Genomic DNA, 16,459 nt, shown 5'->3' with positions numbered 1-16,459 from the left:
TATGCACGAGCACACCGTCCGCGCAACCACCGCCACCGGCATGGTCGAAGGGTTCACCCGCGACGGTGTGCACCGGTGGCGATCCATTCCCTATGCCCGCCCGCCGGTCGGGCCGCTGCGGTTTCGCGCACCGCAACCGGCGCAGCCCTGGTCCGGTGTGCGGCATTGCCACGGGTTTACCAACTGCGCTCCGCAGCAGCGTCGCTACACCATGCTGGGTATCGGAAAGTACCAGCCGAGGGGCGAAGACTGCCTGACGCTCAACGTCGTGGCGCCCGCAGCGGCGCCCGTCCAGCCGCTGCCTGTGATGGTTTTCGTCCACGGCGGCGGATACCTGCTCGGCAGTTCGGCCACCCCACTGTACGACGGCGCCGCACTGGCGAGGCGCGGCTGTGTGTACGTGTCGGTCAACTACCGGCTCGGCGCGCTGGGCTGCCTGGACCTGTCGTCGCTCTCGACTGCCGATATCACCATCGACAGCAACCTGTTCCTGCGTGACCTGGTGATGGCGCTGCGGTGGGTGCGGGACAACATCGCCGAGTTCGGCGGCGATCCCGACAAGGTCACGTTGTTCGGGGAAAGCGCCGGCGCGCATGCGGTCGCCACTATGTTGGCGGTGCCGGCGGCCGACGGGTTGTTCGCCCAGGTGATTTCGGAAAGCCCGGCATCCGGGATGGTGCGCTCCAGTGCGATGGCAGCCGACTTCGCAACCCGGTTCGCCGCACTACTCGGCATGCGCAAACACGACGCCGCTCATGCGCTGATGCAGGCTTCGCCTGCCGAGTTGGTCGCAGCCCAGGACCGTCTGATCGACGAAGGAGTGCGAGACATTCTGGGCGCCTTCCCGCTCGGGCCGGCCTGCGGCGACGACGTGCTGCCGCTGGATCCCATCGATGCGATGCGACAGGGCAAGGCCCACCGGGTGCCGCTGATCGTGGGCACCAACGCCGACGAGGGCCGGTTGTTCACCCGATTCCTGCGGCTGCTGCCCACCACCGAGCCGATGATCGAAGCGCTGCTGGCGGAAACGGAACCGGCTGCGCGGGAACGCATTACCAGCGCCTATCCTGACTACCCCGATTCGGCGGCGTGTATCCGGCTCGGCGGGGATTTCGCCTTCGGCTCGGCCGCGTGGGAGATCGCCGAGGCGCACGGCGGTCACGCGCCGGCCTATCTCTATCGATATGACTACTCGCCGCGCACGTTGCGCTGGTCGGGGCTGGGCGCCACTCACGCCACCGAACTGCTCGCGGTGTTCGATGTCTATCGCAGCAGGTTCGGCGCCCTGCTCAGCGCGGCCGGCGACCGCCGCTCTGCGCTGCGGGTCAGCAACGAGATACAGGGGCGTTGGCGCGCATTCAGCCGCACCGGCGTGCCGGGCGATGACTGGCCCGCCTACACCGACGCAGACCGCGCGGTGATGGTGTTCGACCGCAAGTCGCACGTCGAATTCGATCCGCACCCCGAGCGGCGGATCGCGTGGCAGGGCTTCTCGATGGCACGCTGAGCCGGTGAACCCAACAGTGCCTCCGCAGACCGACACCGTCATCGAACGACCGGACGACCTCACCGCCGGTTGGCTCGCCACGGTGCTGGGGTCGGGAACCGTCAGCGATTTCACCGTCGAGCGCATCGGTACCGGACAGATGAGCGAGTGCTACCGCGTCGAGCTCAGCTACGCCGACACGGAAGACGCTCAGCCGGGCCTGGATTCGGTGGTGCTCAAGGTCGCCGCCAGCGACCCGGTGAGCCGGCAGACCGGATTGAGCCTGGGCCTCTATGAACGTGAAGTGCGCTTCTACCGTGAGGTCGCGCCACACCTGACCGGACCGGTTGCGCCGTGCTACCACGCCGCGTTCGACGCGTCGACCGGAGTCTTCGACCTGCTGCTCGGCGATGCGACTCCGGCCGTGGTCGGCGATGAAATCCGCGGCGCCACAGTCGCACAGGCCCGGCTCGCCGTCACCGAACTGGCCCGGCTGCAAGGCCCGTTGCTGGGCGATACCGCACTCGCGGATGCGCCGTGGCTCAACCGCGACGCACCGATCAACCAAGCGCTGATCAGCCAGCTCTACGCCGCCTTCGTCGACCGCTACCGCGACCAGATCGAACCGTCGTACCGCGCGGTGTGCGAACGGCTGGTGGCGGGATTCGACGCTTACCTGGCCGAAGAGGCGGCGGCCGGCCGCATTCAGGGGCTGGTGCATGGCGACTACCGACTGGACAACATGTTGTTCGGCGCGGTCGGCGCCGACCGGCTGCTGACCGTCGTCGATTGGCAGACCGTCACCCGGGGCCCGGCCATGACCGACCTGGCCTATTGCCTGGGATGTGCGCTGTCGGTTGCCGATCGGCGCGCGAATTATGACGAGCTGCTGCACGCCTACCACGAGGCGCTCGGGCCCGACACGCCCATCAGCCTGACCGACGTCCGCGACGGTGTGCGGCGGCAGAGCTTCTTCGGGGTGATGATGGCCATTGTCTCGTCGATGCTCGTCGAGCGCACCGATCGCGGCGACGCAATGTTCATGACGATGCTGCAGCGCCATTGTGAGCATGTCCTCGACACCGATGCGCTCGCGACGCTGCCGGCGCCGGCGCCGGTCGAGCCGTTGGTTCCGGCCGGCGACGACGAGTGGGCGCACACCCCGACCAACGAACCGCTGTGGAATGAGAGCTGGTACGCCGATTTCACCGACCCCACACAGGAATTCGGCGGCTGGATACGGCTTGGCCTGATGCCCAACGAGCACACGGCGTGGCTGAACGCTGTACTGTGCGGGCCCGGTATGCCCACTGTCGCAGTCGTCGACTTCGACGTCCCGCTACCCGATGATCCGTGGCAGGTGTGCACCGACGCCATCGAATTCAACCACTCCGTCGCCGAACCGCTGCGCAGCTATCGTGTTGTCCTGCATGGCCGCGGTCAGTCCTACGCCGACCCGGCCGCGCTGCTGCGAGGCGAAGACGGAGTGCCGGTCGAGGTGGCGATGGACTTGGTGTGGGCCACCGATGGCACGCCGTACCAGTACCGGCTCACCACTCGCTACGAGATCCCGTGCACCGTTTCAGGCAGTGTCACCATCGGCGGCACCGAATACAACGTCGACTCGGTGCCCGGTCAGCGTGATCACTCCTGGGGGGTGCGGGATTGGTGGGGCATGGACTGGGTTTGGAGCGCACTGCATTTCGATGACGGCAGCCACCTGCACGCGGTGGACATCCGGATTCCCGGCGCCCCGGCGATCGGCGTGGGCTACCTCCAAGACCGCGACGGTGCATTGACCGAGGTGTGTACCGTTGCGGCCCGGGAAGTGTTCGACGCCAACGGCTTACCGACCGAAGCGACGCTGGCCGTTGATCCCGGCGGCATCACCGCAACGGTTGAGGTCCGCGGCCATGCACCGCTGCGTCTGGTGGCCCCGGACGGACGGGTAAGCCAGTTTCCGCGAATCTGGGCTGCGGTGAACACCGCCGACGGCCGGCGAGGCCTGGGCTGGCTGGAATGGAACCGCAACCGATTAAGCCCGTGACTGACCAGTTTCCGCCGATCGTGGTCATGGGAGTCTCGGGCTCGGGCAAATCAACGGTGGGCGCGGCGCTGGCGCAACGGCTGCGGGTGCCGTTCGCCGACGCCGACGCCTTCCACCCGAGCGCCAACATCGCCAAAATGGCTGCGGGGGACCCACTCAACGATGACGACCGCTATCCGTGGCTAGAAGCCGTCGGGGCCTGGCTGGGCGACCACCGCAACGGCGGTGTGATGGGTTGCTCAGCGCTCAAACGCAAATACCGCGACCAATTGCGCGCACGCTGTCCCGATATCGAGTTCCTGCACCTGAGCGGGTCGCCGGAATTGATCGGCCGGCGACAATCCGGCAGGCACGGGCATTTCATGCCGCTGGCGCTGCTGCAATCGCAATTCGACACGTTGGAGCCACTGGGATCCGACGAAAATGGTGTCGCCATCGACGTCGGCCAAACCGCCGATGAGATCGTCGAGGACTTTCTGGCGCAACGTGTCCGGCGGTCCCGGTAGCATAGTTAGCCGTTAGGACGGGCGACAATGTATGAAATCGTGGTCGCGTTCGCGGTGGCGTTCCATTTCGCCTTCATCGCGTATCTGATGGTCGGTGGGTTTCTCGCACTGCGCTGGTCCCGCACGATCTGGCTGCACGCGGTAGCGGTGTTCTGGGGAGTGGCCAGCGCAGCCGGACACGTCGGGTGTCCACTGACCGGGTTGGAGCGTTGGGCGCGCGCCGAGGCCGGGATGGCGCCGTTACCGTCGGAGGGATTCATCGCCCACTACATCACCGGAGCGCTCTACCCGGCGAGTTGGTTGGGCGCAATGGAACTCGCCCTGTTCGCGGTGGTGATGACATCCTGGACTCTGTACTTCTGGCGCACGCGAAACCGTGACCTCGCTCGCGCCGGACGTCGACCACCCAGTTAACGCATACGACGGATTTTCGTCCGCCCGCGGTCAGCCAGATCACCGCCACGGTCGCGGGCGGTTTCGGCGAGTTCAGCGCCGCGTTCGCGGGCAGATTCCGCGAGCTCAGGGCCGCGTTCGCGGGCCACATCCGCGAGTTTGGCGCCGCGTTCGCGGGCAGTTTCGGCGAGTTCAGGGCCGCGTTCGCGGGCCACATCCGCGAGTTTGGCGCCGCGCTCGCGGGCGGCCTCGGCCAGTTCGGCGCCGTGCTCACGTGCGCTGGCCGCGAGCTGTGCGCGACGCTTGCGTGCCTTCTTGCGGGCGGCTTTGACCAGCGGAGCACTCTTTTCCTCCGCGGTACTGGCCAGTTCGCTTCCGCGTTTGCGCGCCGACTCGATCAACGGTCCGCTTTTCTCAGCCGCGGTACTGGCCAGCTCGCGACCGCGCTCGACGCTCACCTGCAAGCCATGTTCGATTCGTTCACCCAGCTCAGAGTCGAGAAGCGCGCCGTTGGAGGCTCCGGCCGGCAGCGCTGCGGTGACCGCCGCCGAGACCCGCCCCGCGGCCCGCCGGCCACGCCATCCCAACGACGGCTTTCCTTCGGTGTCGGCCGAGGCGATGATCAGCCCGCCCAGCAGGCTCAGGTCGGTCAGGAATTCGCGGCGTTTCTGCGCCTTGCGTTCGGGATCGGATTCATTCCAAAACAGGTGTCCGGCAAGGCTACCGGGGACCACAGTGCACGCCAGCGCCACCGAGGCGACCCGGGGCATTTTGCCGATGGCAAGCATGAGGCCGCCGCCGATTTGTACTGCCGCGTTGATCCGCGCTGCGGTCTCGGGGTCGGCCGGAACCTTCGTTCCGACGGGATCCGGCAGGGTCCGCAATGCCGCCACGGTGGGTTCGGCAGCATCGACGCTGGTCTTGGGGTTGCGCAGGGTCTCGACGCCTTGGCCGATGAACACCGCTGACAACAGGGGCCGGGCGATTCTACGAAGCAACATGGCCGGTGTGTTCCCGGGCTGACCGGTCCGCAAACCGGTCGGATCATCGCTCAGCGGGCCCGGTCCCAACCCTGGTCGCGTTCGGGATGGTCGATGTCCATATGCGGTGATCATGCCAGCCCTGAGCGCCGCCCGGCCGCAACCGCAGCTATGTCAACAGCAGACGCGCCGAGGACTCGAGCCGGTCGGCGATCTGCGCATACGACGCGTATCCCATGCCGGCGCGGACCAGCGCGCCCGCATACAGCAACTCCAACGATTCGACCACGTCCGGGTTGCAGTCGGGCCCCAGCGCGGTGACCAGACGGTGGTGGATCTCCCGGCCGATACACAACCGCAGATGCTTGACTTCCGGGTCCCTGCCCAGCAAAGCGTTGGTGACCGCGCCGGCCAGCTCTGGTTCGTCGGCAATCAGCAGCGCGATGTGGCGCAGCACCGCGATGACGCGGGCAGCGGGGTCGGGGGAGTCGTTTGGCGGAACCGGGCTGGAGGCCAACCGCCGCCAGAAAACCTCGGCGACGAGGTGCTCCTTGGACGCGAAATATGTGTAGGCCGTGGCCGCGCCGACACCAGCCTCAGCGGCAACCATACGAATCGTCAACCCGGCGAAGCCTTCTCGGCTCAGGACCCCGATCGCGGCGTGACCCAGCCGGTCAACTGTGTCGGCTTGCTTGGCGGTCAGTCGGCGTCTGGTCGACTCCCGAGCTACCGGGTCGGACACGTGTCTGGACACTACTACACCGTAATATGGGCGGCAACCATCGGCCGTTGCCGATTCGATAGTTAGGTTCTGGTGATGACAACCCCCGCCGAGCGCACCCGCCAGCTGTTTGACCTCGCCGATCAGGTGACCGGATTCATGCCTGCCGACGAGGGGCGGGCGCTCTACGACGCCGCATTGCGCTACTTCGATCACGGTGTGGGAGTAGAGATCGGGACCTACTGCGGCAAATCAACGGTGCTGCTGGGCGCGGCGGCGGTCGCAGGCGACAGCGTGCTGTACACCATCGATCACCACCACGGCTCCGAAGAGCACCAGCCGGGCTGGGAGTACCACGACACGTCGATGGTCAACGACTCCGGACGCTTCGACACCCTGCCGGCTTTCCGCCGCACCCTCGATGACGCCGATCTCGGCGACAATGTCGTCGCGGTCGTAGGCAAATCCGCCGTCGTAGCACGGGCCTGGCGCACGCCGCTGCAGCTACTGTTCATCGACGGCGGGCACAGTGAAGCCGCTGCTCACCAGGACTACGACGGCTGGGCACGATGGGTCAGCCTCGGCGGCGCCCTGATCATTCACGACGTGTTTCCCGATCCGCGCGACGGCGGCCAAGCGCCGTACCAGATCTATTGCCGTGCAGTGCAAAGCGGCGAGTTCACCGAGAGATCCGTCACCGGAACACTGCGCGTTCTGGAGCGGACAGCGGAACAGGCCGCCGATCGGGTCTAGCGATCCGTTGGACTGATCGCGCACTCGCAGTCGTAATCGCCCTCCAGACCGCGGGGCAGGTCGGCGCCGCGGAAGATGCCGTTTCCCGGCGTGGTGGCCGACAGCGCGTCGGCCGCCAGGATGACCGCAGCGCCCGTCCACGTGGTCCGCTCGACCGGCCAGCGCTTGCCGTCGCTGAACACCAAGCCGGTCCAATAGGATCCGTCGCTTTCGCGCAGATGCTGCATGGCTGCGAACTGGCGCAGCGCTACGTTGCGGCTGCCCATCGCGTCAAGCGCCAAGACCAGCTCGCAGGTTTCGGCGCCGGTGACCCACGGCCGGTCATCCACACAGCGAACCCCAAGTCCGTCCACCACGAAATCGCCCCACCGCTCGGCGATTCGGGCGGTCGCGGCTGGACCGCGCAGCGCGCCGCCCAGGATGGGGTAGTACCAGTCCATCGAGTGATGCGGCTTCTCGGTGAACACCGAGGGGTGTGCGGCGATGGCATGGCCTAATCGGCCGAGTGCGATCTCCCACTCCGGTTGTGGCTCGTCGAGGTAATTCGCCAAGGCCAGGGCGCAGCGCAGGCTATGGAATATGCTCGCGCATCCGGTTAACAGTGCCTCGGTAACCGGACCCGAAGAGCTGCGGGCCCAGCAGATTTCGCCGCGTTCGAGTTGCAGTCCGAGTACGAATTCGATGGCCGCACGTACCGTCGGCCACATCTCGCTGGCGAAAGCGCTGTCACCGGTGACCAGCACGTGGTGCCAGACCCCGACCGCAATGTAGGCGCAGAAGTTGCTGTCGCTGTTGGCATCCTCGACGACACCGGCCCGAAATTGGATGGGCCAGGAACCATCCGCGCGCTGTTGGCGCCGGCTCCAGTCGAACGCGTGGCGGGCCGGGTCGATCAGTCCCGCTACGGTGAGTGCCATCGCGCATTCCACGTGGTCCCACGGATCGGTATGACCGTCCTCCGACCATGGGATCGCGCCTGACGACTCCTGAACCGCAGCAATCGATTCCGCAGTTTGTCGGCATTGCTCGGGGGTCAGCACGTCCATAACACCCGGCGCGTCATACCAATTCAACAGCAGGCACCGGTTTCTCGAAGTACAACGCGACGCTCTTGCCGACAAACGGGTTGAGCGTCGATTCGGCCAGTCGGGTGATCCATGGCCGGCGCATCATGTCCCACACCAGCATTCGGTGATACGCGGCAACAGCAGGGTGATCGGAGTTAGAAACTCCGACGAGGCATTTCAACCACCAGAAGGGCGCATGCAGAGCATGAGCATGGTGAGTATGAGTGAAGTTCAGGCCGCCGGCGGCGATTTTGTCACGCAGCTGGCTTGCCCGGTAGATCCGGATGTGACCGCCGTCGTTGTTGTGGTAGTCGTCGGACAGGAGCCAACACACCTGTTCGGGCAACCATCGGGGCACGGTGACCACCAGGGCGCCGCCGACTTTGAGGACGCGAACCAGCTCGGCGATTACCGTGTCGTCGGCCGGGACATGCTCGAGAATCTCCGATGCGATGACGCAGTCGAAGGTGGCATCGGGATAGGGCAGTCGCAGCGCGTCGCCGACGACCGTCTCGGCGGTGGCCGACGCCGGTGCTTCACCGGCCTCCGCCATCGCACGCAAGATAGTGCCGACGTTCGCCAATTCATCGGAATCCTGATCGAAAGCGACCACGTCTGCACCGCGGCGGTAAGCCTCGAAGCTGTGCCGGCCCGCTCCGCACCCAACATCGATGAGCTTGGTTCCGGGCCCGACGCCGAGCCGGTCGAAGTCCACCGTCAGCACGGCTCACCCACCGGCTCGGTGGCATCGCCAATCTGGGTGTTGCGTTCGATCGCCCGTTCGTAGACGCGAACGGTCTGCGCGGCCACCGATTCCCAGCTGTAGACGTCAAGTGCGCGGCGGCGTCCGGCCACGCCGAGTTGACGGCACTGTTCGGGAGAGCTCAGCAGCTCACCCACGACCCGGATCAACTCGGCGGTGTCGCCGGGCCGCACCAGTCGGGCGCAGGTGCCGTCCGGCCCGAGCACTTCGGGTAAGGCGCCGGCGCGGCTGGCCACAATCGGTGTGCCGCTGGCCATCGCTTCCACCGCCGGCAACGAGAAGCCCTCGTAAAGCGATGGGATACAGGCAATTTCAGCAGAAGCAAATAAACCGGCAAGCTCCGCGTCGGACACGCCGCTGGAGGTGTGAACGATATCGGAGATGCCGAGCTCGGCGATCAGTTTCTCCGTGGGCCCGTTCGGCTCGAGCTTGGCAACCAGTTGCAGTTCCAGATCGTGGTCGGTGCGCAGCTTGGCCACCGCCTGCAATAAATGCGCGACGCCCTTAAGGGGAGTGTCTGCGCTGGCGATCGCGATGATGCGCCCGGGAATTCGCGGTCGCGTCGACGGGGCGAACACCCTGGTGTCGACTCCCAGCGGCACCACGTGCAGTTGGTCTGGATTGACTCCGAAGTCAGTGGTGATGTCGGTGGCCGACGATGACGAGACCGTCAGCAGGTCCGGAATGTTGCGCGCGACGCGCTCCTGCATCCCCAAGAAGCCATACCAGCGGCGGACCAACGGTTTACGCCACCATTGCGCTGCCGCCAGGTCCAGTAGCCGGTCGCGGGTGATCGGGTGGTGAACCGTCGCCACGACCGGCAGTCCAGTTGCCGCGATCTCGAGCAGTCCGTCTCCCAGGCTCTGGTTGTCGTGCACCACATCGAAGTCATTGCGCCGCCCGGCCAGCAGCCGCGCTGCCCGCAGGCTGAAAGTGCGCGGTTCGGGGAAGCCCGCCGTCCACACGGTGGCAAGCTCCAGCAAGTCGATCCGGTCGCGGATCTCGCGGGGATGCGGAATGCGGAATGGATCGGGTTCCCGGTACATGTCTAGGCTGGACACCTCGCGCAGCACCACCCGCGGATCGAGACCCTCGGGATACGGCTGCCCGGAAAACACCTCGACGTGATGTCCCAACTCGACGAGGCCGCGGCTAAGGTAACGAACGTAGACGCCTTGCCCTCCGCAATGGGTCTTGCTGCGGTAGGACAGCAGAGCAATCCGCATGCTCACACCGGTCCCGCTATGGCGGCGCGGCCATAGGTCACGGTTGGGGGATCGGCGAGGAAGTCAGCGAACTGTCTGGACACGTGTCTGGACTATAATTTGACAAGCTACATGATGCAACGCGCAGCCTTCCCCGTGGCGCGACCGGTGCGTTCGATAAGTGTGACCGAGGTCAACACCGCTCTGTGACGCAGCTCATTGCCCGAGCCGCTTATTTTAGGGCAGCCTAACCTGCATTTGCCCCGAATGCTGGGAGTGGCTGATGCCAACCAACTCAACCGCGCTGGAATTCGCCTACGACCTCACCCTTGACGAGGTCCGGCGTCGCAGTGCTGTCCTCGAAGCGATCGGCCCCGATTGGGATCCGGTCCGGGCGCTCGCCGAAGAGGAGCGGGCCTACGCCATGCTCTACTCGAACCTCGACCCCGAGCAGCAGCGCCATTACGACGCGCTGGTAGCGGCCGGGGTGTTGCCGGACCGGGCGGTGGACCGTGCTGCCGATTGATCCGGACGCCGACAAGAGCCGACGCGCCTGGCTGGCCTGCCCGAACTGTGACCACGGCGCCGCTTGCCAGGTGTGCCGAGACGGGCGCAATTGCCACATGCATTGGCAGTACCTGATCAGCAATCGCGCCGCGGTGGTCCACCTGCAGTGCCCGACTTGTGCTCATCTGTGGTCGCTGGACACCGGTGCGCACCGCCGCGGCCGGCGCCGCCCCGCAGCCTGACCTGACGCGGGACCGCCAGCGATACGGTGGGTGTATGCGAGCGTTGATCATCGTCGACGTCCAAAACGACTTTTGTGAAGGCGGCTCGCTGGAAGTGACCGGCGGCGCCGCCGTGGCCCGCGCCATCACCGACTACCTGGCCGATGCCGGCGGCTACCAGCATGTGGTGGCCACCCAGGACTTCCACATCGATCCCGGTGACCATTTCTCCGACCATCCCGACTACTCGTCGAGCTGGCCGTCGCACTGCCTCGCCGGTAGCCCCGGGGCGGATTTCTGTCCCGACCTCGACACCACACGCATCGAGGCGGTGTTCCGCAAAGGCGCGTACAGCGCCGGATACAGCGGCTTCGACGGAGCCGACGATTCGGGCACCAGCCTGGCGGATTGGCTGCGCGACCGCGGCGTCGACGAGGTCGACGTGGTCGGCTTGGCCACCGACCAGTGCGTCCGCGCGACCGCCCACGATGCCGTCCAGGCGGGCTTTGCGACGCGCGTGTTGCTGGATCTGACCGCGGGAGTGGCGGAGGAGTCGAGCGCACAAGCCGTCGAGGCACTGCGAACCGCCGGAGTCGCCGTGCAGCAGAGCAGCTCATGAGCACCGCGCAGTCGGATCTGCTGACGGCGGTGGAGCAGTCGCCGCGAGCCGCCGCGGCCCACGACCGTGCTCGCTGGGTCGGGCTGTTCACCGCTGACGGCCGCGTCGAAGATCCCGTCGGTTCTTGGCCGCACGTGGGCCACGCGCAGATCGGCCGCTTCTACGACACCTTCATCGGGCCGCGCGACATCACCTTCCACCGCGACCTCGACATCGTGACCGGCTCGGCCGTCGTCCGCGATCTCGAGCTCGAGGTGGCGATGAGTTCGTCGGTGACGATGCGGATTCCCGCCTACCTCTGCTACGACCTGCGCGAGGTCGACGGCGAGTGGAAGATCGCGGTGTTGCAGGCCTACTGGGAACTGCCGGGCATGATGGTGCAGTTCCTGCGCAACGGCACGCCGGCGCTGCCGGCTACCGTCCAGCTGACGCGCGGGTTGTTACGCAACCAGAGGTTGCGCGGCACAGTGGGTTTCGGAGTCGGTTTCCGCCGCGTCGGTTCGCGGCATAAGCGGCTGGTGGACACTTTCCTCAATGCTGTCGCCCGCGGGGACAGGTTCACGGCGCTGCGAACACTGTCGTCCACTGCCACAGTGGCTGTCGGCGAAGACGACCGCGCGGACGTCGCCGATCTGATCCAGCGACTCGACGGCGCCACCTGGACGAAGGTGCTCGGCGCGGGCCCCACAGTCGCGGTCTCGATCACGTCGGGACACCGGCGCGGCGTCATGTTCGCCGACGTGGCCCGGCGTGGCAACGAAATCCGCCGGATCCGTTACTTTTCCGACTGACCGGGCGCAGTTGTCACTGCGCGGCCAGCAGCGCCAACGACGCCGCCGACAACACCAGATAACCGCCCGGAAAGGCGATGTTGTACAACACGCCGGCCCGAATATGGGTGATGATCGCACCGGTGAAGAACAGCACCAGCCCGGTCGCCGCCGCAATCCCGATAGCAGGCAGCACCAGGCCGGCGACCAGCCCGATGGCTCCGGCAAGCTTGAGCGTGCCCAGCATGGGGAGCCATGACGATGGCACGCCAACCTGAGCCGAGTTCGCCAGTACGAATTTGGCGGGGACGTAGTCGGCCACGGCGATTGCCGCGGTGACGGCCACGGTGACTGCGGTGACGACAAAATATGCGATGCTCATGAGATTGGTCTCCTTCACACAAGGACGTTGAGCGGATTTCGTCACCTGCTTGACGGCTCCCATACCGGAAAGGTGACCATGACGACGCTCGACGATCTCGCCCACCGGTTTGACGCAGACCGGCGGCACCTGCGCTCAGTCGCGTTTCATCTGTTGGGCTCGGCGGCCGACGCCGAGGATGCGGTGCAGTCCGCCTGGCTCAAGGCCAGCCGCGCAGACTTCGGCGCCGTCGAGAACCCGACCGGGTGGTTCACCACGATCACCGCACGCGAGGCGATCGACCAATTGCGCACCCGCAAACGGCGCGCCGAACTGCCGCTGGACGGTGTCGACCGTGTTCCGGCCAACCCGGCGCCGCCGGCGGACGAGGACGCTCTGCTCGCCGACTCGGTCAGCCGGGCCCTGCTGGTGGTCATCGACCGGCTCTCACCGACGCAGCGTGTCGCCTTCGTGCTGCACGACGTGTTCGCGGTGCCATTCGAGACGATCGGCGAGCTGTTGGGCCGCTCGCCCGACGCGGCCAAGAAGCTGGCCAGCCGTGCCCGAGCGCAACTTTCCGGCGCACCGTCTGGGGCAACCCGCCGCACCGGCGAACACGTCAAGATCGTGGACGCCTTCCTGACGGCATCCCGCGGCGGCGATATCGCCGCCCTCATGAATCTGTTGGCTCCGGACGTGGTGCGCCGAGTGGATCCCCGGCTGGTGCCAGCCGATGTGCCGAGCGAAATCCGCGGTGCCGAGCAGGTCGCCGAGGAAACCCGACGGTTCACTCAACGCTCCCGGGCCGGCGTCGTGGTGCTTGTCAACGGAGCGCCGGGCATTGCGGTCGCGCCGGGCGGCCATCTCCAGGCGCTGCTGGTCATCGGCATCGAGGATGATCGCATTCACACCATCGACATCATCGGCGATGACGATCGGTTGAGCAACGCCGTCCTGACACTTGCCGCGGCCGACGACAACCTGGATGGCAATGGCCGATAAGCCATTTGGACGGCGGGCACTGTTGCGCGGTGCCGGTGTGCTCGGCGCGACGTCGCTGACGTGGTGGCAATCGGGATGCGCATCCGACGACGACGCACTCACCTTTTTCTTCGCGGCCAATCCCGAAGAAGCGGACGCGCGGATGCGGATCGTCGACGCCTTCCAACATCGGCATCCCGACATCAAAGTGCGGGCGTTGCTGTCGGGTCCAGACCCCATGCAGCAGATGTCGACGTTTTGCGCAGGCGGCAAATGCCCGGACGTGCTGATGGCGTGGGAATTCAGCTATGCCGGCTTGGCCGACCGGGGGGTGCTGCTGGACCTGAATACCATGTTGGCCCAAGACCGGGCATTCGCCGCCGAACTGAAGGCCGACAGTATCGGCGTGTTGTACGACACCTTCACGTTCAACGGGGGCCAGTACGCCTTTCCGGAGCAGTGGTCCGGCAACTTTCTGTTCTACAACAAGCAGCTGTTCGCCGCGGCCGGCGTTCCGGCGCCGCCGACACAATGGGACCGGCCCTGGAGCTTCGCCGAGTTCCTTGCCACGGCCAGCGCTCTCACCAAGCGCGACCGCTCCGGACGCGTGACCCAGTGGGGGTTCGTCGACACCTGGGTGGCCGCCTACTCGGCGGGGCTGTTCGGCATGAATAACGGCGTCGCGTGGTCTGATCCGCGAATGAACCCCTCGCACCTCAATTTTGGCAACGAGGCATTCATCGAGGGTGTGCAGTTCTACGCTGACCTGGCCAATAAACACAACGTCGCACCTACCGCGTCTGAGCAGCAGTCGATGTCCACCATGGATCTATTCACTTCGGGCAAGGCCGCGATGGCCTTGGGCGGGCACTGGCGCTACCAGACATTCGACCGGGCCCGCGGCCTGGATTTCGATGTCACCGTGTTGCCCACCGGTCCGCGATCCCGCGCGGCCCAGTCGAATATCGGTACGACGGGTCTCGCGATCGCAGCCGACAGCGGCCGTAAACACCAAGCATGGGAGTTCGTGAAGTTCGCCGCCGGGCCCGTCGGGCAAGCCTTGATCGGCGAAACGGGGCTTTTCGTGCCGGTACTGAAGCCTGCGATCAATTCCGTCGGGTTCGCTCAAGCCCATCGCAGAGTCGGCAATCTCGCGGTGCTGACCGGCGGCCCCGCGCACTCCGAGGGTTTGCCGATCACCCCTGGGTGGGAAAAGATCAACGCGTTGATGGACCGCAATTTCGGGCCGGTTCTGCGTGGCACTCGGCCGGCGACATCGTTGGCAGGCGCACTGACGCAGGAGGTCGACGAGGTGCTACGCAACCCATGACATCGATCGATCCGCGAGTTGGGCGACGCAGAATTTCCCAGCGGCGCGCCTGGGCCGGACGCCTTTTCGTCGCACCAAACCTGGCGGCGGTAGCCGTGTTCATGCTGTTTCCGCTCGGTTTTTCGTTGTACATGAGCGTGCAGGAGTGGGATCTGTTCAGGCCCGCCAAGCCCGTCGGACTGGCGAATTTTCGTCAGTTGTTCACCGCCGACCCGCTCTTTCTCATCGCGATGCGCAATACGGTGATATTCACCGTTGGAACCATCGTGCCGACCGTCCTGATCAGCCTGGCCGTGGCGGGTCTTTTGAACCGAAAAATCAAGGGCATCGGTATCTTTCGGACCGTTGTCTTTCTACCGTTGGCGATGTCGTCAGTGGTGATGGCGGTGGTGTGGCAGTTCGTGTTCAACACCGACAATGGCTTGCTCAACATCATGCTCGGCTGGATCGGGATCGGGCCGGTCCCGTGGTTGGTCGATCCCAACTGGGCCATGGTGTCGCTGTGTTTGGTCAGCGTATGGAAGAGCGTACCGTTTGCCACCGTCATCCTGCTGGCATCGATGCAGGGCGTTCCCGAAACGGTCTACGAGGCCGCCCGAATCGACGGCGCCGGCGAGATACGCCAGTTTGTCTCCATCACCGTCCCGTTGATCCGCGGCGCACTGTCATTCGTGGTGGTCATCTCGATCATTCACGCGTTCCAGGCATTTGACCTCGTCTATGTGCTCACCGGCCGCAACGGTGGTCCGGAGACTGGTACATATGTGTTGGGCATCATGCTGTTTCAGCATGCCTTCGCCTTCCTGGAGTTCGGGTACGCATCCGCACTGGCCTGGGTGATGTTCGCCATTCTGCTGGTGTTGACGGTGCTACAGCTACGGTTGGCGCGTCGGCGCACTTGGGAAGACTGACCATGGGCCACCTGACCAAACACAGCATCGTGCGCGGCCTGGTGCTCTATACGGCGCTGATCGGCGTCGCGTGGTGTGCCCTGTTTCCGATTCTGTGGGCGGTGTCGGGCTCGTTGAAAAGCGAAGGCGAGGTGAGCCAGCCGACGTTGTTTCCGTCGCGCCCGCAGTGGTCGAACTATGCCGAAGTGTTTGTGTTGATGCCGTTTTGGCGGATGTTCGTCAACACGGTGCTCTACGCCGGATGTATCACGGCCGGTCAGGTGTTCTTCTGCTCGCTGGCCGGCTACGCCTTCGCCAGGCTGCCGTTCCGGGGCCGAGAGATCGTCTTCGTCCTGTACCTGGGCACGCTGATGGTGCCGCTGACCGTGACCGTCATCCCGCAATTCATTCTGATGCGCGTCGCCGGTTGGACGGACACGCCGTGGGCGATGATCGTCCCGGGCTTGTTCGGTACGGCATTCGGCACCTATCTGATGCGGCAGTTCTTCCGTACGCTGCCGGACGAACTCGAGGAGGCCGCCATCCTCGACGGCTGCTCGCCGTGGCAGGTCTATTGGCGGATCCTGCTGCCGCACGCCAAGCCTGCGGTCATGGTGCTTGCGGTGCTCACTTGGGTCAACGTGTGGAATGACTTCCTGTGGCCGTTGTTGATGCTGCAACGCAAGAGCATCGCCACACTCACGCTCGGGCTGGTTCGGATGCAGGGCGAATACGTGTCGCGGTGGCCGGTGCTGATGGCTGCGTCCATGCTCATCCTGCTGCCGTTGGTCCTCGTCTATGCGGTGGCACAACGAGCCTTCGTCCGCGGTATCGCCATGTCCGGATTCGGTGGCTAGCC

Annotated in this window: 18 protein-coding genes; 12 read left to right on the top strand and 6 right to left on the bottom strand. The window is 65.7% G+C overall.

Annotation, left to right across the window (positions count from 1 at the left end; translation table 11 throughout):
• Nucleotide 1: 1 nt before the first annotated feature.
• From AC5Y49_RS01515 to AC5Y49_RS01500, 4 genes are read left to right on the top strand one after another with little or no spacing between them, the layout of a single operon-like run.
• On the top strand, nt 2-1,507 hold the full coding sequence (locus AC5Y49_RS01515; protein WP_499884057.1) for a carboxylesterase/lipase family protein: 1,506 nt from the start codon (nt 2-4) through the stop codon (nt 1,505-1,507).
• 4 nt (nt 1,508-1,511) lie between these two features.
• Nucleotides 1,512-3,533 carry a DUF7064 domain-containing protein gene (locus tag AC5Y49_RS01510; protein WP_499884056.1) on the top strand — a complete coding sequence of 674 codons (2,022 nt, stop codon included), beginning with the start codon at nt 1,512-1,514 and terminating at the stop codon, nt 3,531-3,533.
• A gap of 26 nt (nt 3,534-3,559) precedes the next feature.
• Nucleotides 3,560-4,039: a gluconokinase gene (locus AC5Y49_RS01505; protein ID WP_499884610.1), complete on the top strand. Its 480-nt coding sequence runs from the start codon at nt 3,560-3,562 to the stop codon at nt 4,037-4,039.
• A 27-nt stretch (nt 4,040-4,066) separates the two neighbouring features.
• Nucleotides 4,067-4,453 carry a DUF2784 domain-containing protein gene (locus AC5Y49_RS01500; protein WP_499884055.1) on the top strand — a complete coding sequence of 129 codons (387 nt, stop codon included), beginning with the start codon at nt 4,067-4,069 and terminating at the stop codon, nt 4,451-4,453.
• Here the strand turns inward: AC5Y49_RS01500 and AC5Y49_RS01495 are convergent.
• Both AC5Y49_RS01495 and AC5Y49_RS01490 read right to left on the bottom strand, forming a co-directional pair.
• A complete protein-coding gene (locus tag AC5Y49_RS01495) occupies nt 4,450-5,433 on the bottom strand; it encodes a DoxX family protein (RefSeq protein ID WP_499884054.1) in 984 nt (327 codons plus the stop codon). The two genes, AC5Y49_RS01500 and AC5Y49_RS01495, sit on opposite strands and share 4 nt — an antisense overlap.
• A gap of 148 nt (nt 5,434-5,581) precedes the next feature.
• Nucleotides 5,582-6,154: a TetR/AcrR family transcriptional regulator gene (locus AC5Y49_RS01490; protein WP_499884609.1), complete on the bottom strand. Its 573-nt coding sequence runs from the start codon at nt 6,152-6,154 to the stop codon at nt 5,582-5,584.
• A gap of 75 nt (nt 6,155-6,229) precedes the next feature.
• Between AC5Y49_RS01490 and AC5Y49_RS01485 the strand changes: the two genes are divergently transcribed.
• On the top strand, nt 6,230-6,886 hold the full coding sequence (locus AC5Y49_RS01485) for a class I SAM-dependent methyltransferase (protein WP_499884053.1): 657 nt from the start codon (nt 6,230-6,232) through the stop codon (nt 6,884-6,886).
• Here the strand turns inward: AC5Y49_RS01485 and mmpH are convergent.
• The 3 genes from mmpH to manT are packed head-to-tail and all read right to left on the bottom strand — an operon-like array spanning nt 6,883 to nt 9,942.
• Nucleotides 6,883-7,932 carry an MMP endo-(1,4)-3-O-methyl-alpha-D-mannosidase gene (mmpH, locus tag AC5Y49_RS01480; protein ID WP_499884052.1) on the bottom strand — a complete coding sequence of 350 codons (1,050 nt, stop codon included), beginning with the start codon at nt 7,930-7,932 and terminating at the stop codon, nt 6,883-6,885. The two genes, AC5Y49_RS01485 and mmpH, sit on opposite strands and share 4 nt — an antisense overlap.
• Before the next feature lie 13 nt (nt 7,933-7,945).
• A complete protein-coding gene (locus tag AC5Y49_RS01475; RefSeq protein WP_499884051.1) occupies nt 7,946-8,677 on the bottom strand; it encodes a class I SAM-dependent methyltransferase in 732 nt (243 codons plus the stop codon).
• Nucleotides 8,671-9,942: an MMP alpha-(1->4)-mannosyltransferase gene (gene manT / locus AC5Y49_RS01470; RefSeq protein WP_499884050.1), complete on the bottom strand. Its 1,272-nt coding sequence runs from the start codon at nt 9,940-9,942 to the stop codon at nt 8,671-8,673. The genes AC5Y49_RS01475 and manT overlap by 7 nt, the downstream gene beginning before the upstream one ends.
• Before the next feature lie 262 nt (nt 9,943-10,204).
• On the opposite strand from manT, the gene AC5Y49_RS01465 reads away from it, so the two are divergent.
• The 3 genes from AC5Y49_RS01465 (at nt 10,205) to AC5Y49_RS01455 (ending at nt 12,059) form a co-directional block, all read left to right on the top strand.
• On the top strand, nt 10,205-10,447 hold the full coding sequence (locus tag AC5Y49_RS01465; protein ID WP_499884049.1) for a DUF6400 family protein: 243 nt from the start codon (nt 10,205-10,207) through the stop codon (nt 10,445-10,447).
• Nucleotides 10,448-10,704: 257 nt separating this feature from the next.
• Entirely contained in the window at nt 10,705-11,268 is a 564-nt protein-coding gene (pncA, locus tag AC5Y49_RS01460) for a pyrazinamidase PncA (RefSeq protein ID WP_499884048.1), read from the top strand.
• Complete coding sequence (locus AC5Y49_RS01455; RefSeq protein ID WP_499884047.1) at nt 11,265-12,059, top strand: ketosteroid isomerase family protein; 795 nt, start codon at nt 11,265-11,267, stop codon at nt 12,057-12,059. The genes pncA and AC5Y49_RS01455 overlap by 4 nt, the downstream gene beginning before the upstream one ends.
• Before the next feature lie 13 nt (nt 12,060-12,072).
• Here AC5Y49_RS01455 and AC5Y49_RS01450 read toward each other — a convergent pair whose 3' ends face one another.
• Nucleotides 12,073-12,420: a DoxX family protein gene (locus AC5Y49_RS01450; RefSeq protein WP_499884046.1), complete on the bottom strand. Its 348-nt coding sequence runs from the start codon at nt 12,418-12,420 to the stop codon at nt 12,073-12,075.
• A gap of 78 nt (nt 12,421-12,498) precedes the next feature.
• On the opposite strand from AC5Y49_RS01450, the gene AC5Y49_RS01445 reads away from it, so the two are divergent.
• Genes AC5Y49_RS01445 through AC5Y49_RS01430 form a run of 4 tightly spaced genes read left to right on the top strand, consistent with a single transcriptional unit; the run spans nt 12,499 to nt 16,457 of the window.
• Complete coding sequence (locus AC5Y49_RS01445; protein ID WP_499884045.1) at nt 12,499-13,401, top strand: sigma-70 family RNA polymerase sigma factor; 903 nt, start codon at nt 12,499-12,501, stop codon at nt 13,399-13,401.
• The gene (locus AC5Y49_RS01440; RefSeq protein ID WP_499884044.1) at nt 13,391-14,710 is read left to right on the top strand and encodes an ABC transporter substrate-binding protein; all 1,320 of its coding nucleotides are present in this window, start codon (nt 13,391-13,393) and stop codon (nt 14,708-14,710) included. The genes AC5Y49_RS01445 and AC5Y49_RS01440 overlap by 11 nt, the downstream gene beginning before the upstream one ends.
• Entirely contained in the window at nt 14,707-15,621 is a 915-nt protein-coding gene (locus AC5Y49_RS01435) for a carbohydrate ABC transporter permease (RefSeq protein ID WP_499884043.1), read from the top strand. The genes AC5Y49_RS01440 and AC5Y49_RS01435 overlap by 4 nt, the downstream gene beginning before the upstream one ends.
• 2 nt (nt 15,622-15,623) lie before the next feature.
• Complete coding sequence (locus tag AC5Y49_RS01430; RefSeq protein ID WP_499884042.1) at nt 15,624-16,457, top strand: carbohydrate ABC transporter permease; 834 nt, start codon at nt 15,624-15,626, stop codon at nt 16,455-16,457.
• Nucleotides 16,458-16,459: the final 2 nt, after the last annotated feature.

This window comes from Mycobacterium sp. NGS62, assembly GCF_059812285.1.
Note: the sequence above shows the minus strand (reverse complement) of the source record. Positions and strands in the feature narration are given on the sequence as shown.